A 21,364-nucleotide genomic window follows, 5' to 3' on the forward strand; every position below is an offset into this window, starting at 1 on the left:
CAAAGTAGTAGTTGCTAATATAAAGGTATTAGATGTACCCGATACGGATATTGGGTTTAATATGAGAAAAATACCGTGCTTAATAGTCTTAGAACAGGTTTAAACCTGCATCGTTTAATTTTGTTGCTAGCATTTTCAGCAACGCTGATTACTTTTCTTAATAGTTATTACTCAAGTTACCAAGTTCAAAAACAGCAACTTATTAATGAAACTTTGAATAACCATAAAGCTTATGCTGCAAAATTGGTGTCAGCCACAGATAACTTTTTGCTAGCTGCTCAACAACAGCTTGCTTATGTTGGTAAAATATTAGAGGCAGATTTTAATAACCAAGAGTTAATTAATGCAGAAACCGAACGCTTAAGGTTACAAACCAATAGTTTTAATTCTACGATTATTGTAAATAAAAAAGGCAATATTTTAGGCGTGTCTCCAGCGTCATTAAACTTACAAAACCTCAAAGTCGACAGTTTTGGAACTAAAGCCGCTTTATCATACCGTAGGCCAATGATTAGCGAGCCTTACATTTCCATGGCCGGCAACCTACTAATTTTTATGTCACAGCCTTTGTTTGATAAAACAGGGGAGTTTATTGGCTATGTAGGTGGTACATTGTATTTAAAACGCGCCAGTATTTTGAATGAATTATTGCAAGTTCATTATTATCAAGATGGCTCATACTTGTATGTTGTTGATGAAAATAATCGCTTACTTTACCACCCTAATAAACATCGTATAGGCGAGCAAGTATTTGATAATAAAGTTATTGAATCGGTTTTAAGTGGTCACGCTGGCACACAGAACGTTAAGAATAGTCAGGGGATTGAAATGCTCGCTGGGTATGCACCCTTGTCGGTGGCTCCATGGGGAGTCGTCACGCAAAGACCCCTTCAAAGCACACTTGCGCCACTTGATAATCTTATGTGGCAGGTCTTTTTACGTACAGCACCTATCGGTTTGTTTACTTTTATACTTATTTGGGTGTTAGCAAGACTTATTTCACAGCCACTGAAACAGCTGGCAGAAACAGCAAGCACATTAGATAGACCAACAACATCGCAAGAGCTCAAGCAACTTCGTTCTTGGTATTATGAAAGTAACGAGTTAAGAAATGCAATGCTCAAAGGAGTTGGGCTTTTGCAAAGTAAAATAGGCCTACTAAGGCAGGAAGCGCAGACGGATCCCTTGACTTGCCTGCACAACCGAAGAAGTTTGGATATCAGGTTAAGCCAGTTGATGGCACAGCGATGCCCATTTGCAGTTTTAGCAATCGATATAGATCATTTCAAGCGAGTCAATGATGATTTTGGCCATGATATTGGGGATTTAGTGCTGCAATCATTGGCTAAATTATTAGTTGATGCAACGCGAGAAGGCGATGTTGTCGCTCGCACAGGTGGGGAAGAGTTTATTGTTATTATGCCAAAGGTTACGGCAAAACGTGCCTATCAGCTTGCTGAACGCTTAAGAATGCAAGTGTCTGAATATTATATAGAACCTGTGGGCTGTATTAATGTGTCGATTGGTATTTCAGGCTGGCCTTTGGAGCAGCTCAGTATTGAAGATGTGATGAAATTAGCTGACCAAGCACTCTACAAAGCTAAAAAAACAGGTCGAAATCGTTGTGTACTTGATGCCACCTTTTGCCAAGATCTTCCACTCGTGTCTGAAGTGCCAGTATTGGAATAAGTTATTTTATATGTAATAGTAAATACCATTAGGTTATTTTGGAAAATCACATGGTATCCGTCAGTGTGTCTCGTTTAATGAAAATGGCTTGTGTGTTGAGTGTCATTTTACTCAATACATCGCCAGTGCAAGCTAAGACGAATGAGAATAAGCGTAGTGAGTTTATTGATGTTGGTGAGCTCCTTCCTAACGCGGTTTTAGATATTCGCTACTTTGGGCGTCATAACTTTGTGGGCGCTCCTATTGATGGTTACACTGCGCCTAAATGCTTATTGCACAAAACCGCAGCGAATGCGCTTAAAAACGTACAAAAGGCGGCTCAGAAAGAGGGGTTGAATTTAAAAATATTCGATTGTTATCGTCCACAGCGCGCTGTTGATCATTTTGTACGTTGGGTTAATGATTTAAGTGATACGCGCACCAAAGCTGAGTTTTATCCTAACCTTAATAAAGATCAGCTGTTAGGTGATTATATTGCTGCTAAATCAGGCCACAGCCGTGGCTCAACCATTGATTTAACGTTAGTAGATGCATATGGTGTTGAGCTTGATATGGCATCACCGTTTGACATGTTTGATACGCTTTCAAATACAGATGATCCTCGAATTAGTGCCACTCAAAAAGCTAATCGTTATAAGCTTAAAACACTTATGAGTGATGCGGGTTTTGCTCCGTATTCAATGGAGTGGTGGCATTTCACTTATCAGCCGCAGGCTTACCCTGCGACTTATTTTAACTTTGTAATAAAATAAATTAACGTATTTCGTTAATGGGTGTGTAATCCACAGCAATTTCAACAATACCGACTTCTGGGTATTTTTCTAATTCAGTTTTGACTACTTTTAAATCAGTACCTTTATCGACAAAAAAGCTGTACGTATGCTCAGCTACCTTTTTTAATTTATAGGTGTCCAGTAGTGCTAAGGATGCTTCTTCGGTTTTGAGTGTAATAAATACAGTGCCTGTCACCGTACCTTGCTCTGAATTTGCGTGGTTAAAGACGATGGTTCCTTTTACAAGCTGCTCAGAGTTATAAGTTAGTTTTTCACCATTGTTATTAACAGAACGACTGTTCGTTTTCGTTAACTCTTCAGTTTTTTTTGTTGTGGTTTGTGGTGTGTTTTGCTCTTTTTGAAGAACTGTATTTTTAGGTATGTCTTCCTTTTTATTTACATCTTCACCTTCTTGGCAACCTAAGGTTAACATGGATAACACTATAATTAGTTGTATTTTATTAATCTGGTGCATCTAATCTCCTACTATTGTTACTTTTGTTTACAGTTTTTACTATTTTTTATTAACAGCTTTAGGTACATTATAGTTGGTTAAATTGTTAACCAAAATTAAAAATATAACAACAGGGAACTTATGCATGGCTAAATTTAAAGTAAGCGCTGTAGCAACATTAGTAACGGCTATTTTGGCATCATCACAAGTACAAGCAAGTGAACAAACTCGCTTCTACAGTGCCTCTAGTACAAGCTCACACGCGCAATTCAACCCACAAATAACTCAGCAACGTGCATTAGCTGAGCGCCGCACTGTATCGGGTCATAAATCTATTTTTGATGCTCAATTAGGCAAAGCGACATTCTTATGGCAGGCTGTTGGTCAAGCGAAACCAGATATGTCAGTTGTTTTACCAGAGCAACGCAATGCTTACGCTGCAGATTTTTATTTAAATGCGCTAACGGGTGTAAGTACAGCTAAGAAAGGTGTATCAAGTGCAGTATTAACAGATTTATCTGAGCAAAAACTGGGCTCAATAACGGCTAAATACAAGCAAAAAGTACATGATATCGAAGTATTCAACCGTGAATACAACTTAATCATGGATAAAGAGCAAAACCTAGTAGCTGGCTCTGGTTACTTTGCTAACGTTAGTTCTAATGCGACTAAATCATTTGCACCACTTGCTAAATTTGTGGGTGCTGAGCAAAGTATCAAGCGCGCTATTCAAGAGCTAGCAGATATCAATGTTTCGCTGGTTAAGTCTACAGAGCAAGGTGACTATGTTAAGTACAATGTAACTAACCAAAATGGTGAAAAAGTTGTCGTTGGTCAACCACGTGCGAAGAAAGTGTTTTTTGAAGTTAATGGACAACTTGAGTCAGCTTATTATGTTGAAGTTGAAGTTGCCGATAAAAATAGTCTAGATAGCGACTACTTCAGCTACGTTATTGGTGCTGACAACAATAAGGTTTACTTCAAAAAAGACTTAAAAGCACACGCGGTAGACTTTAACTATCGTGTATGGGCTGATGCAGATGGTTACCCTTGGGAAGGTCCACACGGCGACGTAATCCCAGCTGATGGCCCTGATCAAGTTGATGAAACTGAAATTCTAGATGCACCTTTAGTTAGCTTATCTTACTACAGCAAGCTGAGCACAATGGACCCGTGGCTTGAGGATGATGCAACGACTACATCAGGTAATAACGTTTTTGCGTATGCTGATGTTATTGCACCACAAGGTTTTACTGAGGGTGACTTTACGGCTGAAACAACGTCTGATTTTACTTTTGACTACCCATATCAAGTTGATCAGGTTGCTAATAGTTATGACAACCGTAAAGCAGCTATCGTTAACTTGTTCTACATGAACAACTTCTTACATGATTTCTTTTATGATCATGGTTTTGACGAAACATCAAATGTTGCACAGGTATCTAACTATGGCCGTGGTGGTGTAGAAGGCGATCCAATTGAAGCGCAAGCACAAGATAACAGCGGTCTAAACAACGCAAATATGTTTACGCCAGCAGATGGTGCAAGCCCTCGTATGCAAATGTATTTATACAACTCAAAAGATGCGAAAGTAGGTGTAGACTTTGGTGTTGTAGTTACATCTGATGAAACGATTGGTCTTCTTGAGTCAACGCAAGTTTCTGGTTTTGGTCAAGGTCAGTTTGCAGACGTGGCAGCTGAAGTTGTACGCCTAATCGATGGTAATGATGTTGACTCAGGGAGTGTAACGGATGGTTGTGAGCCTGCAACGAATGCAGCAGATTTAGCTGGTAAAATTGCTTTAATTGACCGTGGCTCGTGTAACTTCACTGCAAAAGTATTCCACGCTCAAGAAGCGGGCGCTATTGGTGCAATCGTTGTAAATAATGATCCTAATACCGATGATCCTGCACCTATGGGCGGTGAAGATGATGCCGTGCTTATTCCAAACATGGGACTTAACTTTGCTGACGGTCATAAAATGTATGACGCGATAGATGCAGGTAATGCTGTAACTGTAAACATGTTTAACAAAGCAACGTTAAAAGATGGCACGTTAGATAACGGTATTATTGCACACGAATGGGGTCACTATATTAGTAACCGTTTAGTCGGTAACTCGTCTGGTCTTATCAACTTCCAAGGCCGTGCCATGGGTGAAGGCTGGGGTGATTTCCACTCACTTATGTTTATTGCTAAAGCAGGCGATATCAACATTCCTGGCAACGATAAGTTCCAAAAAGCTTACGGTAGCGGTACATTCGTAGAAGACTTCTATTTTGGTATTCGCCGTGTTCCATATTCTACAAACATGGAAGTAAACCCACTGTCTTTCCGTCACATTACTGAAAATGCCGGTACTGATGTAGGTATTGCTCCAACTAATGTAGGTTCACCACACGCAGCAGGTGAAATTTGGGCAACAATGTTGTGGGAGAGCTATGTTGCACTAATCAACGAGCATGGCTTTGAAGAAGCACAAAACCGCATGGCTAACTACCTTGTTGCGGGTTATAAATTAACACCAATTGCGCCGCTATACACAGAAGCACGTGATGCTGTCTTAGCTGCTGCTTATGCTGTTGATACAAACGATTACGAGCTTATTTTAGGTGCATTTGCTAAGCGTGGTATGGGCTTAGGTGCTGTTGCTCCAGAGCGTTTCAGCACAGATTTAACCGGTGTGGTTGAATCTGATGATATGGAGCTTGCCAGCTTTACTCTTAAAGATGTGAGCGTAAACAATAACTTTAATGGAGCAGAGTTAGGTTATTGCTCGAATGATAACATTCTAGATAAAGGTGAAACTGGCACACTAACTGTGAGCATTACCAATACAGGTAGTGAAACACTAACAGGTACACAAGCACAGTTGAGCGTTGTTAGTAACCATGATGTTACTTTTGAAAACGATGGCTTAATCACGTTTGATGAGATGACTCCATTCACATCGGCTACAAGTGCGCCTATTAAATTTACACTAAATGATGCGGGTACCGCAGATACGCTTGAGATCCAAGTGTCATTCCCAGAACTTTCTGCTGATGATGAAATTGTTGAAGCAGCAAGCGAGACACTCTCATATACGGTTAACATGGACTTTGAAGCAAAAGCACCTGTAGGTTCTCAAACTTCAGATAACATGGAAGTCGCAGCGACATCATTAAATGACTTTAAAGAAAACGTAATGACGGGTGGTGACCTAGCAGAGGGCACTCAAAGCATGGCTAATGATGGCAACGTAGCCTTTTTCAATACCTTTGGTTTTGGGCTTGGTGAGCAAACCATGTACCTAAATAACAATGATTTTGAATCAGACGTTGCTGTTGAAACTAAAGAGTTTGAGATTGGTTTTGCTGGCGAGTTTGCAGTGTCATTCTGGCACTTCTATCTAATTGAAGAAAATTGGGATGGTGGTGTTGTTGAAATCAGTGTAAATGGTGGTAATTGGGTTGATGTAACTGAAATGGGTGGCACATTTGATGTTGGCTATGATGGTCCGCTGACTGAAAATGATGCACAGGCAATTCAAGACCGTGATACGTTTACAGGCAATAACATTGATGAGAACGGTGCGTATGGTAATTACGAAACAATTCGATTTGGTACTGAATTAAATGGTAACCGCGCGAAGCTTCGTTTCCGTTTATCGTCTGATAGCGCTGTACGTGAGTTTGGTTGGTGGATTGATAATGTGTCATTTACCAATGTAACAACACCGATACTATCAAACGTTATCGCGGGTGATACTTTTGCATGTGATAATGCAATGCCTGTTATTAGCGTGTCTGGCGATGAAAGTATTTCTGAGTCTGCAACAGGTACGTTAAGCGTAACTGCAACTGATCGTAATAGTGATGATGAATTAACGTATGCTTGGACGCAAGTGAGTGGTTCAGCTGCAACACTATCAGGCGAAGATACTGCAACATTAAGTTTCACTCCTGGCTCAATCTCAGCGGATGAAGAAGTCGTCTTTGAGGTTGTTGTTAGCGACGGTGTTGCATCCGTGTCAGAGCAAGTAACGGTTGCTGTTACAAATGAAGCTGAACCTGTGGTTGAAACCCCAGAGCCTAGAAAGTCAAGCAGTGGTAGTTTTGGTTTCTTAACCTTACTACTTGCTCCATTAGCGTTAGTAGGCCGTCGCCGCAAACGCTAAGTTAATTATCAGACAGTGATAAAAAACAAAGCCCTTACAGTTTTCTGTAAGGGCTTTTTTAATATATGCTGACTTTTTATTTTCTTACTTGCCCATGTCAGGGCAAGCAAAAAGTTGCATTACAACACTATTGAACCGTCGCTTTTAAACCGCGGCGTTTTAATAACGCTGAAGTATCTGGCTCTTGGCCTCGGAATGCTTTATACGATTCCATCAAGTCTCGTGAGTTGCCCATTTCTAAAATTTCTTTACGGTATTTGTCACCCATTTTGCGAGTTAAACCGCCTTGCTCTTGTACATAAGCAAACGCATCAGCTGCTAAAATCTCACTCCACATATATGCGTAGTAACCAGCTGAGTAGCCGCCACCCATAGAGTGTGAGAAGAATGCTGATTTATAACGTGGTGGTACAAATGGTACATTTACACCATGTTTTGTAAGTGCTTGTTGCTCAAACTTTTCAATGTCTTGTAATGGTGCATCTGCAGGCAGTGAGTGCCATTCCATATCAAGAAGTGCAGCAGCAACATATTCTAACGTATCAAAACCTTGGTTGAAGCTACGTGATTGGATTACTTTTTTCAGTAACTCATCAGGAATAGGTTCACCTGTTTTATGGTGTTTCGCATAGTTTGCGATAACTTCAGGATACATTGCCCAGTCTTCTTCGAACGTTGACGGGAATTCAACGAAGTCGCGTGATACCGACGTACCTGAAAGCATAGGATATTTTACTTTTGAGAACATGCCATGTAAGCCGTGGCCTAATTCGTGGAAAATAGTCGTCGCTTCATCATAGCTGATAAGCGTAGGTTCACCATTAGCACCTTTTTGGATGTTCATTACATTAACAACAACAGGCTTTTGTTCTTTAAGGCCTGATTGTTTTACAAATGAGCTCATCCATGCACCGCCACGCTTACCTTCGCGAGCAAAGTAGTCAGCAAAGAAAATGGCTAAGCTGTTACCGTTTTCATCAAATAACTCATAGGCTTTAACATCAGGATGGTAAACTGGAATATCGTTACGTGGTTTGAATGTAATACCGTATAAACGGTTCATGGTGAAGAATACACCGTCCTCTAGCACACGATTAAATTCAAAGTATTCTTTGACTGCATTTTCGTCTAGGTTGTACTTATCTTTACGAACTTGTTCTGCGTAGAATAACCAATCCCAAGGTTGTAGTTTGAACTGTTCACCTGACTCATCGATCTTAGCTTGGATCGCTTCAGCCTCAGCATTAACGTTTTGCATTAACGCAGGGATCATACCAGCAAACATATCAAATACTGCCTGCGGCGTTTTCGCCATTTGTGACTCTAGTCCGAATGCCGCCCAGCTATCATAACCAAGTAGTTTAGCCTTTTGAGCACGTAACTGAGCAAGTTCTGCAACGATTTCACGGTTACTGTTTTCACCAGAAAGTGCACGCTCAGCTGAGGCACGCCAAATTTTTTCACGTAAATCACGATTTTTAAGTGTCGCTAAAATAGGTTGGCGTGTCGTGTTGGTGATCTTAATTAGGTATTTGCCTGAGTGGCCAGCTTCTGTTGCTGCATTAGCAAGCTGTTCGATTTGACCTGCAGGTAAACCTTCAAGTTCAGCTTTGTCATCAACAAGCACAACGTTCGTTTTAGTAAGTGCTAATAAGTTCTGCGAAAACTGAGTCGTTAAGCTTGAATGTTTTGTATTAATATCACGGATCTGTTGTTTTTCTTCCGCGGTTAGTTTCGCACCAGCACGTACAAAACGCTTGTAGTAAACATCTAAAAGACGCTTTTCTTCAGCGGTTAATGCTAGTTTATCTGACTCAGCATATACAGCAGAGACTTTCTCAAATAAGTCTTTATTTAAAAAGATATTGTCGTTATGTGCAGCAAGCTTTGGTGCGAGCTCTTTTTGTATTTCACGACGTTTAGGGTTTGAATCACTCCCTGCTAGATTATAAAAAATGCTGCGGGTGCGAGTCAGTAATTCACCACTTAGCTCAAGGGCAACAATGGTATTTTGAAAGTCAGGCTTAGCTTGATTACTAATAATAGCTTGTACTTCAGCCATTTGCTCTATCATGCCTTTATTGAAAGCAGGCATAAAGTGCTCATCTTTTATTACACTAAAATCAGGCGTTTCGTATTGTAATACGCTTTTTACTAATAATGGGTTTGCTTGCTCAACGTCAGCGGTTGTTGCAACTTGTTCAGTTGTTGTTTTATTTTCTGTTGTTTGTGGCTCAGAACAGGCCGTTAATAATAACGCTGAGCTAATCGCGGTTGCGAGTACGTGTTTCATTGTTTTCTCTTTCTTTTAAAAATTAAATTGCGCTGATAAAGCACAGTGATCGCTTAACATATGATCTGTGCTGTAATTGTGAAATTTCACAGAAGATGGCACCAAAGCGCGCCTCATGGAAGCCGATATCACGATGTGATCAATGGGCAAAGGGTACTTTGGATGACAACCTTCTACACCATCTGTTGCGATAAAAAGGTTATTAGCTGCGATAAGTGGCGAACCATCACTGTAATCTTTTTTATTTTTATAGTCAGAAGCTGCTAAAAGCTCAACTCTAAAATGGTTATCTGTGGCTGTTAAATGATGGTTAAAATCACCTAGTATAAGCCAGTTTTCGCGAGCTAAGTTTTGCTGGGCTAGGTAGCTTTTTAAATACTCAGCTTGTTTAGCGTATATTGCGCAATTTGATTTATTTGATACTTCATAATTTTCAACAAAGCAGCCACTTTTCATATGAACATTAAGTAAGTTTAATGGTTTACCCGCTTGTTCAATTTGTAAGTGAATCGCTTCTCTTGCACCCACTTTCGCTTTAGCTAACTCACTTAGATGGTTAACCTGTTTTATTAAAATAGGCTTTCTCACCACGAAGGCGACTTTTTGTTGTGTTGATGCTTGCTTGTTTTCTCTACAAGTGTAACTGGGCGAATCAGTTCGTGATGACATGATTATTTGCCATTTTGAGTCAGGAAATATTCGTTCAACAGCCGCCAGAGAGTCAACTTCTTGAAGTGCAATTACATCTGCATCAAGTGATTGAGCGTATTGGCGCATCTGAGTGTAACTTTCAGTGTCTCTGGCTTTACAGCCTTTACCATTGTGAGCTGCTAAGTGTTCGGAGTTCCAAGTGACCACGCGTAAGCTTTTGGCATTTGCAAAATTACTATTTACAACTGATAGCAGTAGTAATGCCAAGCTAGTCAAATGCGGATGCTTAATTATTTTCATCTACGACTATTACCTAAGAATAATGATGTGGTATGTTATATTGTAACAATTTAATCTGCAATCAATCTTGCCATGGAGTGCATTTTTTTACGATAAGTTGCAAATGTTGCTGAATAAGCAAGGAGTCGTATGGCTATCATAATTAAACATGTCTGCGTTGTTAATGAAGGACAGCGCGAAATAAACGATGTACGAATTGTTGGTAATCGAATCGCTGAAATTGCCAAAGATATCAGTTCCAAGATCAATGATGAGGTAATTGATGCAAGCGGTCTGTTGCTATTACCAGGCATGATCGACGATCAAGTTCATTTTAGAGAGCCTGGTCTAACACATAAAGGTACGATTGCCAGTGAATCTGCCGCGGCAGTGGCAGGTGGCATTACAAGCTTTATGGAAATGCCTAATGTCTCACCTTCGACTACCACGGCAAAAGCACTTGCTGATAAATACGCGATAGCAGCGCAAACGAGCGCTGCGAATTATGCGTTTTACTTTGGCGCGACCCCTAATAACCTCGATGAAATTAAAGCCCTTGATGCTAAAAATGTATGCGGCGTTAAAGTGTTTATGGGAGCATCAACAGGCGATTTACTAGTTGAACATCCTCATGCCCTTGAAGCCATTTTTCGGGAAAGCCCAGTACTCATTGCCACCCATTGCGAGCAAGGGGAGGTTATTCAACAAAATCAGCGCCGTTTAGAAAAACGTTATGGCGAGTTACGAATCGAACACCATCCATTAATTCGTGATGAGTTAGCGTGTTATGCATCATCATCGTATGCGGTATCGTTGGCAAAACGCTATGGCTCGCAATTACATGTTTTACACCTTACAACAGCAAAAGAGCTAGAACTATTTAGTAACGCACCCATAGAGCAAAAGCACATAACCGCCGAAGCCTGCGTGCATCATTTGTGGTTTAACCAAGACGATTACGCAAACTATGGCAATCAAATTAAATGTAACCCCGCCATAAAATCAGAGCAAGACCGCCAAGCGCTACTCTCAGCAGTACGCGATGGTCGCATTGATATTATTGCCACCGATCATGCCCCTCATACTTGGCAAGAAAAGCAGCAACAATACAGTGCTGCGCCAGCAGGCCTCCCTTTAGTAGAGCATGCATTACTGTCGTTACTTGAGCAGGTAAAGCGTGGTGAGTTAAGCCTTGAGCAAGTTGTTGAAAAAACGGCGCATAACGTGGCAAAGCGGTTTGCTATTGAAGAGCGGGGCTTTATTCGTGAAGGTTATTTTGCTGATTTAGTCCTAGTTGACCCAAATGCAGAAAAGCACGTTGAGCATACAAACACACATTACTTATGTCAATGGACTCCATTTAGTGGCACCACCTTTTCACACCGAATAACACATACCTTTGTAAATGGTGAGTGTGTCTTTGATGGGAAGCACGTATACCCGCACAAACAGGTCGCTATGGCCTTAACATTCAATCGTTAAAAGAAGTTGATATGCAATTACCCGATATTACCTCGCACTCTAATGTAGATTTTCAGTCGCCTTTAAAATGGGTGGGCATGGAAAAAATAGCATTGCCTTTGAAGCTTGCACAAACTCATGTTGATGTGCACCTTAATGCCAAAGCTGATGTGTTCGTTAGCCTTGATAGCAATGCTAAAGGCATTCATATGTCGCGCCTTTATTTATTACTTAATCAGCTATTGGCTAAGCAAAGCTTAACAAGTCAACGTGTTAGTGAGGTTATGGATGCTGTTTTAGCATCACAAAAAGGCTTAAGTAAAGGCGCAAAACTAGTGCTGCATTTTGATTTACCACTGCTAAAACCAGCGCTCCTGAGCGACCATGCAGGTTATAATGCTTACCCTGTTGTATTAACGATTACAAAGCAGCAATCACTCACCATTAACTTAAAAGTTGATATTGCCTACAGCAGCACCTGCCCATGCTCAGCGGCATTATCAAGGCAGCTATTGAGCGAGGCAGTCGATAAACAATTTAGCGATGCGAGTATAGATAAAGCATCTTTACTCAATTGGCTTGCAAGTGAACAGGGCTCAATTGCAACCCCTCATAGCCAGCGCTCTTATGCCTACATTGATGTCACCTTTAGTAGTGAAAAACTACCTGATATTAGCGGCTTTATCACCGTATGTGAGCAAGCCATTGGTACCCCAGTACAAACCGCTGTTAAACGTGAAGATGAACAAGCATTTGCAGCCCTAAACGCGAAAAATTTACTATTTTGTGAAGATGCAGCAAGGCGATTAAAGCAATGCTTCGAAACTATGACGAGTATTGCTGACTACCAATTTAAGGTTGAGCACCAAGAAAGCTTACATGGCCACAATGCAGTAGTTCATGAGTCTAAGTATTAGAACTCATAGCATTAAGTGTTTACAAATTTTGACAAAGGTAGTCGCAAATTATTGCTATTAATAAAAACAAGGTTAATGATATGCCTGCCAAAAATATTATAAAAAAGGATGACTATGCGTTTTAAATTTATTGCTGCTGCAGTGGGTATTGCTGTCGCAAATGTTGCCGTTGCCGACGAGGGCATGTGGCAACCTCATCAACTGCCAGAACTTGAATCAGTTTTAAAAGCGAAAGGCTTGAGCATTGATGTAGATTCAATTTCAAAACTGACTGAGTTCCCGATGAATGCGGTGATCAGTCTTGGCGGTTGTACGGCTTCGTTTGTATCACCAAAAGGCTTAGTTGTAACAAACCATCATTGTGCCTATGGTTCGATTCAATATAACTCGACCACCGAAAACAACATTTTAGAAAATGGCTTTTTAGCAAAAAAGCACAATGATGAAGTGCCTGCAGCCCCTGGTTCTCGTGTTTATGTAACCGAGGAAGTGGTTGAAGTAACTGATAAAGTAAACAAAGGGACTGAACAGTTAACCGGTAAAGCACGTTTTGATGCTATTCAAGCAAATGAAAAAGCACTTGTTAGTGAGTGTGAACAAGACGAGAGCTATCGCTGTAATGTGTATACTTTCCATGGTGGCCTTGAGTATTACCTAATCAAATCGCTTGAAATTAAAGATGTACGTTTAGCGTATGCGCCAGCGATGGGCGTAGGTAAATACGGCGGTGATATCGACAACTGGATGTGGCCGCGTCATACCGGTGATTTTTCGTTCTATCGTGCGTATGTTGGCAAAGATGGCAAGCCTGCTGAATATTCAGAAGATAACGTGCCGTACCAAAGTGATGCATTTTTAAAAGTGAGTGCTAAAGGCGTACAAGAAGGTGATTTTGTGATGGTGACCGGATACCCAGGCAGCACAAACCGTTACCGTATTTCGCCAGAAGTTGACTATGTGTTTAATACAGCCTATCCATTAGCGCGTAAATATAACTCTAAATATGTCTCGTTAATTGAAGAAAATGCCCCGGATGGTTCAGAGGCACGAATCGCTTATGAAAGTACTATTGCGGGTTACAACAACTACATTAAAAACTACGGCTCAATGATTGAGAGCTTCAATAAAGGCTCAATGTATAGTCGTAAGCAACAATTCGAAAAAGATCTCACTGCGTGGATCAATGAAGATAGTAAACGCAAAGCTAAATACGGACATGTACTTGCTGATTTAACGGCGCTAGTTGCTGAGTCTCAAGAACATAACCAGCGCGACCGTATGTTAGGTTACGTACACCGTTCACAAATGATGTCATCGGCTCGTATGCTGTATCGTTTAGCATATGAAAAACAAAAGCCAGACGCTGAACGCGAAAGCGGTTATCAAGAGCGTGATATGCCACGCATTAAATCACGTTTAGAAAGCATGAGTCGTCGTTATGATGAAACCGTTGATAAAGCTATCTTACTGTACTTTATTGAGCAATATGCCGCATTACCAAACGATGAGCGCGTTGCAGAAGTCGATAAAGCACTTAGTCTGAGCAATGGCTTTGATAAGCAAAAACAACAAGCTTTACTTGATGATATGTATGCTAAATCGGTTCTTGCAGATGAAAGTAAACGTTTGTGGATGGCAGAACTTGACCTTGCTCAGTTAAAGCAAAGTAGCGATCCATTTATTCAATATGCACATGCTGTTTTTGCCGTTACTAAAGACATGGAAGATGCGAAAAAAGAACTGGCTGGTAAACAGCAAGCTGCTCGCCCTGCATTAATGGAAGCAATCATTGCTTATAACAAGGCGCTTAATAAGCCTGTTTATGCAGATGCTAACAGCACCCTGCGTGTAACTTACGGTACGGTAGGCGGCTATTCACCGCAAGATGGCTTAGTGGCAACCCCCTTTACATCCTTAGAAGGACTGCTTGCTAAAAACACCGGTGTTGAACCATTCAACTCGCCAGAGAAACAAAACGAGCTAATTAAGCAGAAGCTTTATGGCGATTACACAGGCGGTATGAATACTGTTCCGGTTAACTTTTTATCGAATGTCGATACCACAGGTGGTAACTCTGGCTCACCAACGTTAAACGGTAATGCTGAGCTCGTTGGTTTGTTATTTGATGGTGTTTACGAAAGCATTATTGGTGATTGGGATTACGATGAAAACTTAAATCGCTCAATTCACGTTGATTCACGATACATGTTGTGGGTGATGGATAAAGTTGATAATGCTCAAAACTTACTTGAAGAGATGACTATCGTTAAGTAATCTAAGTTTAACATTAATTTAAATATTAAAATGCCAGTCTAACGGACTGGCATTTTTGTTTTTTATAAAAATAAAAACATTAAACTTCATAAGGTTGAAAAATATTTATAAAAATTAATTTTTCTTAAGTTTTATTTAAGTTTCGCTCGATAAATTTTACACATAACCTAAGTGGAGCGAACAATTATGCTTTCAGTTCAACAATCACATCAAACTCAAGTTCAAGAGCCTGCCTTTGTTTGCACGCGTGAAGGAGGTCAATTCCGTGACCGTCTTGAGCGTAATATCAAGCAAGGTTTTGCTGCAGCTTATGATGCGAAAATTTCGCAGTTCATGCCGCTTCTTTGTGAGCTTAATGTTGATGATGAAGTATGTACGTTAGGTCTTCGCTCTGCATCACAACCTTTGTTTATTGAACAATACCTCCCTGCGTCTATTGAGCACTTTGTCGGTGCCAAGCGTGAGCACATTTTTGAGCTAGGTAATTTATGCTCAACGCATCGAAAAGCCACCTTGGCACATTTTGTTTTAATGAACGAAGCACTCTATCAAGCAGGGGCAAAATATTTAGTGTTTTGTGCAACCCGCAAAGTGAGAGCGTTACTAAAAATGCTGGGTGTAAATTGCAAAGAAATCGGTGTTGCCAATGCACAAGCACTACAAGATCCAGCAAGCTGGGGTAGCTATTACGACAATCAACCAACCATTTGTGTGGTTGACCTAAACGAAGCACATCAACGTGTATTAAATACCCCCGTTTTATTCAATATCAAACAGCAGTGTTTACAGTCATCCCTTGAATTGGCTATCTATTTGGAGGCGTTATGAGCTGGTTAACACAGTTACCGCATAAGGATAGCGACACCTTGATGGTTTGCCATCAAAGTGAGGGTGTGCGCTCACTAACTAAGCAAGAATTTACAGAACAAGTGGCTCGTTTGCTTCCTACCTTAGCTGAATTTGATGCTCAGGGGGTTGCTTACCAATTAGATAACACACCCGCTTGGTGTGTATTAGAAGCTGCGCTTAGCGAGCTTAAAAGAGTGGCGATTCCACTACCAACGTTTTTTACTGCCCAGCAAATTGCGTTTGGTTTGCAAAACAGTGGGGCAGGGTTATTTGTATGTGACCGTGCTTACGAAGGTGAGCATGCAAAATTAGTGGCGCTAGTGGATGTATGTAAGCATTACCCTTTATATGTTTATCAATTGAGTAATACACAGCCTGTTCCATATTTTGCAAACACGCAAAAGATTACCTTTACGTCGGGCTCAACGGGCACACCAAAAGGCGTGTGTTTATCACTTGAAAGCCAATTACAGGTGGCAACATCACTTTATCAAAGCATTGGTTTAGAAAAACCAAACCATTTATGTTTACTGCCGCTACCGGTTTTACTTGAGAATTTAGCGGGTGTGTATGCGCCGCTATTAGCAGGTGGCACAGTTAACTTAGTGCCTTTAGCGGAACTTGGCTTTTCTGGTGCACAGTTACTTGAACCACGCAAATTGATAGCAGCCATTGAACGCACTGAGCCAAATACCCTTATTTTAGTGCCTGAGTTACTGACTTGTTTAGTGGCTTTTGCAAAGCAAGGCTGGCAAGCACCTACAAGCTTAAAGTTTATTGCTGTAGGTGGCGCGGTTGTAAGCCAAGCGCTTATTAAGCAAGCCCGTGAGCTCGGTTTACCTGTTTATCAAGGCTATGGTTTATCTGAATCTTCATCGGTGGTGAGCCTAAATACACAGACTGATGATGACATTGACACCGCAGGGCGAGTGCTAAAGCACATTCAATACAAAATTGAAAATGGCCAGCTTTATATTAAAGGCTCATTGTTTTTGGGGTACTTAGGTCAAGCCGCGCAAAATGCTGACGATTGGTATGCAACCGGCGATCTCGTTACTGAGCAAGCAGGTCGCTTGATTATACAAGGCCGCTTGAAAAATCAGCTGATCACCAGCTTTGGGCGCAATATCAGCGCCGAGTGGCCTGAGTCGTTATTGCTTAGCCACAGCCAAGTACAACAAGCGGTGGTGATTGGCGAAGGTCAGGCATTTTTAGCCGCGCTTATCTATGCAAACCAAGCGATGAGTGACGCTGAACTTGCTACCCATATTACGGCACTAAACGCGCAACTACCCGAATACGCACAGATCAGAAAATGGCATCGAATGGCAGAGCCTATGAGCCACACGCAAGGTTTATTAACCAGCAATAATCGCCCTAAACGCGATGTTATTAATCAATTTTTTGCTACAGAGATTTCAGCACTTTATCAAGAGGCGACGAGCATGAGTCAATTTTTCAATACATTACAAGCCGAAACACAGAAAGAACGTGACTACCTTTTAGCTGCGCCGATTATTGGCCGCGTTTTTAAAGGTGAAGTAAGCCTAAGTGAATATGCATCGTTCTTAACGCAAGCTTATCACCATGTTAAGCATACAGTACCACTGCTGATGGCAGTCGGTGCAAAGCTGAGCGATAAACAAGAGTGGCTGCGCGAAGCTGTTGCAGAATACATCGAAGAAGAGTTAGGCCACCAAGAATGGGTGCTAAACGATATTGCAGCATGCGGTTTTGATAAAGAGCTAGTACGTCATTCTCGTCCACAGTTTTCGACCGAATTAATGGTGTCGTACGCCTACGATGCAATTAATCGCGGTAACCCATTGGCATTCTTTGGCATGGTTCATGTGCTTGAAGGCACTTCGATTGCATTAGCCGATAATGCAGCAGGGCAAATCCGTGAGGTTGTAGGCTTACCTAAAAAGGCGTTTACCTACCTTACTTCGCACGGTGCACTGGATATTGAACATGTGAAGTTTTTCGAAAATCTTATGAACAAAATTGATAACGAGGACGACCAGCAAGCCATCATTCACGCCGCAAAATGTTTTTATAAACTGTACGGCAATATTTTCCGTGACCTCGATTCAGAACCTTTCTTTAGCGAGGCTGACTTGGAGCAAAGCGCATGAGTAGCCCAGTTTGTGTGCTAACCGGTGCAACAGGGGGTATTGGCCGAGCTATTGCCCTTCGCCTTGCAAAAGAAGGTTGGCGTTTATTACTTGTTGGTCGAAATGTGAAGCAACTTGCTGCACTTAAATTGGAATGTAGCAATGATGCTGAGTATTTTCAGGCTGACCTAAGTAACAGCGAATCTCGCGACGATCTTGCTAAGTTTGCTCAGCAAATTGGCGGGGCAACGTTACTAATCAATAACGCAGGCGTTAATGTAATGCAGGGGTTTAGTGAAATTAGCGAACAGCAAATTGATCACCTGTTAAATATTAATCTGCATGTGCCTATTAAATTGTGTCAGCTGTTTTTACCTCAAGTGACCCGCAATAAAGGCACGATTGTCAATATTGGTTCATCGTTTGGCAGCATTGGTTATCCGTATCAAACCTTGTACTGCGCAAGCAAGTTTGGCCTAAGAGGGATGACCGAAGCCCTTGCCAGAGAGCTCAGCCACAGCGATGTGAAAGTATTGTATTTAGCGCCCCGTGCCACCGATACCGCGATTAATTCGCCGCAAGTACGCGCGATGAACAAAGAGCTGGGTAACACCATGGATCCGCCAGAAAAAGTGGCTGATGCATTAATAGATTTAATTAAATCAAAAAAACGTCGTCGTTTTATTGGTTTTCCAGAAACATTATTTGCCCGTATTAACGGTGCATTTCCATCACTCGTTGATAACGCAATAGCAAAACAACTTCCTAAAATTAAAAGTTTTTTTGCCAACTAAATTGATTAAGGTGAATGATTATGACTAAACTAAATTTTAAAGCCCTAATGATGTTAGGTGTTATCATGGCTGCGCCTGCAAAAGCCGACTTTAATAGCGATTTAAGTTCGGTGCAAAAACAGTGGGCAGTGGTTAATTACGAATTAGTTGAAGATGCGCAGTTAGATGCACTCGAAAAGTTAGCGAGCGAAACTGCAGAGTTTACCAAAGCCAATGACCAGCAAGCAGCTAGCCATATTTGGTACGGTATTGTGTTATCGAGCTATGCAGGTGCAAAAGGGGGCTTAGGTGCGCTAGGTCTTGCAAAAGATGCGAAAGCACAATTTGAAAAAGCGCTAAGCCTAGATCCAAAAGCGCTTGATGGCTCAGCATACACGAGCCTTGCAACCTTATACGGTAAAGTACCAGGTTGGCCAATTGGTTTTGGTGATGACGATGAAGCGAAAAAATTGTTTAAGCAAGCGCTTGAGCTAAACCCGCGTGGTATCGATAGCAACTATTTATATGCGTCATTTCTGTATGACGAGCGCAAGTATAAATCAGCTAGAGAGTTTTTATTGGTTGCACAGCAAGCGCCAGCGCGCCCTGATAGACCAAAAGCAGATCTTTACCGCCAACAAGAAATTACTAAACTATTGGCTAAGGTAGAGAAAAAAATAAAGAGATAAACTATGCATTTATTGCTCGTTGAAGACGACCATTTAGTGGCAGAAGGCCTGTGTCGTTCTTTACGTCAACAAGGATACAGTGTAGAACATAGTTCGACCGTTAAGTCAGCGATGCAATGGCTGCAAAATGATGAAATTGAGCTGGTAGTCCTTGATTTAGGACTACCAGACGGTGATGGCATCGACATTTTAAAACACATCAAAAAGCATCGTAAAAATCTGCCCGTGGTGATTTTAACGGCTCGGGGCAGTATTGATGATAAAGTCATGGGGCTAGATTTAGGTGCTGATGATTACCTAGCAAAGCCTTTTGATCCCGCAGAATTATTTGCCCGTCTTCGGGTTGCCAGCAGGCGTGTGACCCAAGCTCAGACCAGCACTTTAAAAGTCGGTGATGTTGAAATGGACACCGCCGCTTTTACCGTGAGTTTTCAAGGTGAGCCAGTAAACTTACCACGTAAAGAGTTTATGCTCCTAAAAGCCTTGCTAGAAAACCAAGGCCGCGTGCAATCAAAACAGCAGTTAGAGAATAAACTGTATGAATGGGGCGAAGAGGTGGGGTCAAATACCATCGAAGTGCACATTCATCACTTGCGTAAAAAATTCCCGAAAGAGTTTATTAAAACCTTACGCGGCATTGGTTATGTGGTGGGTAAGCGCTAGTGTCAATTCGTAAAAGGCTGACTCTACTTATATTGTCTATGGTGATCTTAACCTGCTTTTTGGCATTTACTAAAGGTTACCGTGAAAGTATGAATCAGGCTGAAGCACTGCTTGATAACGAGCTGGTAACGCTGGCGCATGTGTTAATCGAACAGCCTCTCAGTAAAGAAGCTCCTGCCTATACGAGTGATCTACCGCAGTTATTATTTCAAGTTTGGGTTGATGACAGCTTGGCCTCAAGCTCAAAATCATTGCAGCATAACCCTAGCAATCAAAGTCAGTGGCAAACCGGGTTTAGTGTTGAGAACTTGGCAGGGCAACGAGTCAAAGTGTATCGCTTAAGCGAAGGTAATAAGCGCGTGCTTATTGCTGAGCCTTTGAGTAAACGTGTAGCACTCACCGAAACCGTGATTTTGTCGGCCATGACGCCGCTGCTATGGAGTGTGCCTATCCTTGCCCTCCTTATTAGTGTATTTGTAAAACAAGGGCTTGCACCACTAACTCGGTTATCAAATCAGCTTAAACATCGTCAAGCAAATGACTTTACTGCAATCCCTTGGCAAACCCCAGAGCAAGAAATAAAACCTGTAATTAGTCGCTTAAACGATCTATTCAAACGGGTTGAAAGTGCTTATTTACGAGAGCGTTTTTTTGCCTCCGATGCGGCCCATGAACTGCGCACGCCGCTGAGTAGTTTAAAAATCAATGTGCATAATTTAGTGGCTCAAGGTGTTGAGAGTGTTGAGCTTGATGCGATGGAAAAAGGCGTTGATAAACTGAGCAATATCGTTGAACAGATGTTGATTTTGGGTCGTACTTATCCAGAGCAATGGCAAGCACAATTTAGCCCTATATCGGTATTAGAAATTAGCCAGCAAGTAGTGGCACAACTTTATGAGCGTATAGATGAAAAAGAGCACACCATTAGCATTGATGGCGATGATTTTGTTATTGCAGGTGACGAATTTACCTTAGTTACTTTGTTTGGCAATTTACTAAGTAACGCCATAAAATATACCCCTGCTGTGGGAGAGATTTGTATTACCTTGAAAGCCGAAAATAATCGTTTTATCTGGCAAGTAGATGACTCAGGCCCTGGTATTGATGAAGCTCAAAAACAGCGTATTTTTAACCGTTTCTACCGTGTGGGTGGCGATAAACATCCATCAGGTGAGCAAGGAGCTGGGCTGGGTATGGCCATTGTTGAACACATAGTGTCGATTTATAACGCTGATATTGCTTTAGCTGACAGTCATCTTGGCGGCTTGCGAGTGAGTGTCTCCTTTATGCAAGGAGAAGTGAGTGAATAAATGGATATTGGCGCTT

Annotated in this window: 15 protein-coding genes and 1 pseudogene; 13 read left to right on the top strand and 3 right to left on the bottom strand. The window is 41.4% G+C overall.

The genetic code is table 11. The features are described from left to right. Positions 1-75: 75 nt before the first annotated feature. Positions 76-1,689 carry a sensor domain-containing diguanylate cyclase gene (locus LY624_RS19615; protein WP_341804447.1) on the top strand — a complete coding sequence of 538 codons (1,614 nt, stop codon included), beginning with the start codon at positions 76-78 and terminating at the stop codon, positions 1,687-1,689. 50 nt (positions 1,690-1,739) lie between these two features. Further along, positions 1,740-2,441 carry a M15 family metallopeptidase gene (locus LY624_RS19620; protein WP_205989587.1) on the top strand — a complete coding sequence of 234 codons (702 nt, stop codon included), beginning with the start codon at positions 1,740-1,742 and terminating at the stop codon, positions 2,439-2,441. Between the two features lies 1 nt (position 2,442). Here the strand turns inward: LY624_RS19620 and LY624_RS19625 are convergent, their stop codons facing one another. After that, the gene (locus tag LY624_RS19625) at positions 2,443-2,937 is read right to left on the bottom strand and encodes a hypothetical protein (protein WP_341804448.1); all 495 of its coding nucleotides are present in this window, start codon (positions 2,935-2,937) and stop codon (positions 2,443-2,445) included. Positions 2,938-3,061: 124 nt separating this feature from the next. Here LY624_RS19625 and LY624_RS19630 point away from each other — a divergent pair, with 124 nt between their 5' ends. Next, entirely contained in the window at positions 3,062-7,075 is a 4,014-nt protein-coding gene (locus LY624_RS19630) for a rhombosortase-dependent M36 family metallopeptidase (RefSeq protein WP_341804449.1), read from the top strand. A 127-nt stretch (positions 7,076-7,202) separates the two neighbouring features. Here LY624_RS19630 and LY624_RS19635 read toward each other — a convergent pair whose 3' ends face one another. Continuing rightward, positions 7,203-9,368 (bottom strand): M3 family metallopeptidase, encoded by a 2,166-nt coding sequence (locus LY624_RS19635; RefSeq protein WP_341804450.1) that lies wholly within the window; start codon positions 9,366-9,368, stop codon positions 7,203-7,205. Positions 9,369-9,383: 15 nt separating this feature from the next. Next, positions 9,384-10,319, bottom strand: coding sequence for an endonuclease/exonuclease/phosphatase family protein (locus tag LY624_RS19640; RefSeq protein ID WP_130151995.1), 936 nt, complete (start codon positions 10,317-10,319; stop codon positions 9,384-9,386). Positions 10,320-10,448: 129 nt separating this feature from the next. On the opposite strand from LY624_RS19640, the gene LY624_RS19645 reads away from it, so the two are divergent. The 10 genes and pseudogenes from LY624_RS19645 (at position 10,449) to LY624_RS19690 (ending at position 21,348) form a co-directional block, all read left to right on the top strand. Next, positions 10,449-11,780 (top strand): dihydroorotase, encoded by a 1,332-nt coding sequence (locus LY624_RS19645; RefSeq protein WP_130151994.1) that lies wholly within the window; start codon positions 10,449-10,451, stop codon positions 11,778-11,780. Between the two features lie 11 nt (positions 11,781-11,791). After that, positions 11,792-12,676: a GTP cyclohydrolase FolE2 gene (gene folE2 / locus LY624_RS19650; RefSeq protein WP_341804451.1), complete on the top strand. Its 885-nt coding sequence runs from the start codon at positions 11,792-11,794 to the stop codon at positions 12,674-12,676. 114 nt (positions 12,677-12,790) lie between these two features. Beyond that, complete coding sequence (locus LY624_RS19655) at positions 12,791-14,950, top strand: S46 family peptidase (protein ID WP_341804452.1); 2,160 nt, start codon at positions 12,791-12,793, stop codon at positions 14,948-14,950. Positions 14,951-15,136: 186 nt separating this feature from the next. Next, the gene (locus LY624_RS19660; RefSeq protein ID WP_341804453.1) at positions 15,137-15,778 is read left to right on the top strand and encodes a thermostable hemolysin; all 642 of its coding nucleotides are present in this window, start codon (positions 15,137-15,139) and stop codon (positions 15,776-15,778) included. After that, positions 15,775-17,232, top strand: a pseudogene (locus tag LY624_RS21370) (AMP-binding protein); the annotation flags it as partial. The gene LY624_RS19660 and the pseudogene LY624_RS21370, both read left to right, overlap by 4 nt. Positions 17,233-17,244: 12 nt before the next feature. Further along, complete coding sequence (locus tag LY624_RS19670) at positions 17,245-17,934, top strand: TenA family transcriptional regulator (protein ID WP_105173768.1); 690 nt, start codon at positions 17,245-17,247, stop codon at positions 17,932-17,934. Further along, positions 17,931-18,707, top strand: coding sequence for an SDR family oxidoreductase (locus LY624_RS19675; RefSeq protein ID WP_341804454.1), 777 nt, complete (start codon positions 17,931-17,933; stop codon positions 18,705-18,707). The genes LY624_RS19670 and LY624_RS19675 overlap by 4 nt, the downstream gene beginning before the upstream one ends. 20 nt (positions 18,708-18,727) lie before the next feature. After that, the gene (locus LY624_RS19680; protein WP_445936747.1) at positions 18,728-19,375 is read left to right on the top strand and encodes a tetratricopeptide repeat protein; all 648 of its coding nucleotides are present in this window, start codon (positions 18,728-18,730) and stop codon (positions 19,373-19,375) included. A gap of 3 nt (positions 19,376-19,378) precedes the next feature. Next, positions 19,379-20,038: a response regulator transcription factor gene (locus LY624_RS19685; RefSeq protein ID WP_063703908.1), complete on the top strand. Its 660-nt coding sequence runs from the start codon at positions 19,379-19,381 to the stop codon at positions 20,036-20,038. Further along, positions 20,038-21,348 (top strand): ATP-binding protein, encoded by a 1,311-nt coding sequence (locus LY624_RS19690; protein ID WP_341804455.1) that lies wholly within the window; start codon positions 20,038-20,040, stop codon positions 21,346-21,348. The genes LY624_RS19685 and LY624_RS19690 overlap by 1 nt, the downstream gene beginning before the upstream one ends. The last annotated feature ends 16 nt before the right edge of the window (positions 21,349-21,364 follow it).

This window comes from Pseudoalteromonas sp. N1230-9 (assembly GCF_032716425.1).
Classification (GTDB): domain Bacteria; phylum Pseudomonadota; class Gammaproteobacteria; order Enterobacterales; family Alteromonadaceae; genus Pseudoalteromonas.

Bases quoted from the DNA above. Each gene is read 5' to 3' on its own strand.
- LY624_RS19655 (WP_341804452.1), top strand. From the start codon at position 12,791: ATGCGTTTTAAATTTATTGCTGCTGCAGTGGGTATTGCTGTCGCAAAT.
- LY624_RS19685 (WP_063703908.1), top strand. From the start codon at position 19,379: ATGCATTTATTGCTCGTTGAAGACGACCATTTAGTGGCAGAAGGCCTG.
- LY624_RS19675 (WP_341804454.1), top strand. From the start codon at position 17,931: ATGAGTAGCCCAGTTTGTGTGCTAACCGGTGCAACAGGGGGTATTGGC.
- LY624_RS19670 (WP_105173768.1), top strand. From the start codon at position 17,245: ATGAGTCAATTTTTCAATACATTACAAGCCGAAACACAGAAAGAACGT.
- LY624_RS19625 (WP_341804448.1), bottom strand. From the start codon at position 2,937: ATGCACCAGATTAATAAAATACAACTAATTATAGTGTTATCCATGTTA.
- LY624_RS19630 (WP_341804449.1), top strand. From the start codon at position 3,062: ATGGCTAAATTTAAAGTAAGCGCTGTAGCAACATTAGTAACGGCTATT.
- LY624_RS19645 (WP_130151994.1), top strand. From the start codon at position 10,449: ATGGCTATCATAATTAAACATGTCTGCGTTGTTAATGAAGGACAGCGC.
- LY624_RS19680 (WP_445936747.1), top strand. From the start codon at position 18,728: ATGACTAAACTAAATTTTAAAGCCCTAATGATGTTAGGTGTTATCATG.
- folE2 (WP_341804451.1), top strand. From the start codon at position 11,792: ATGCAATTACCCGATATTACCTCGCACTCTAATGTAGATTTTCAGTCG.
- LY624_RS19660 (WP_341804453.1), top strand. From the start codon at position 15,137: ATGCTTTCAGTTCAACAATCACATCAAACTCAAGTTCAAGAGCCTGCC.
- LY624_RS19640 (WP_130151995.1), bottom strand. From the start codon at position 10,319: ATGAAAATAATTAAGCATCCGCATTTGACTAGCTTGGCATTACTACTG.
- LY624_RS19620 (WP_205989587.1), top strand. From the start codon at position 1,740: ATGGTATCCGTCAGTGTGTCTCGTTTAATGAAAATGGCTTGTGTGTTG.
- LY624_RS19635 (WP_341804450.1), bottom strand. From the start codon at position 9,368: ATGAAACACGTACTCGCAACCGCGATTAGCTCAGCGTTATTATTAACG.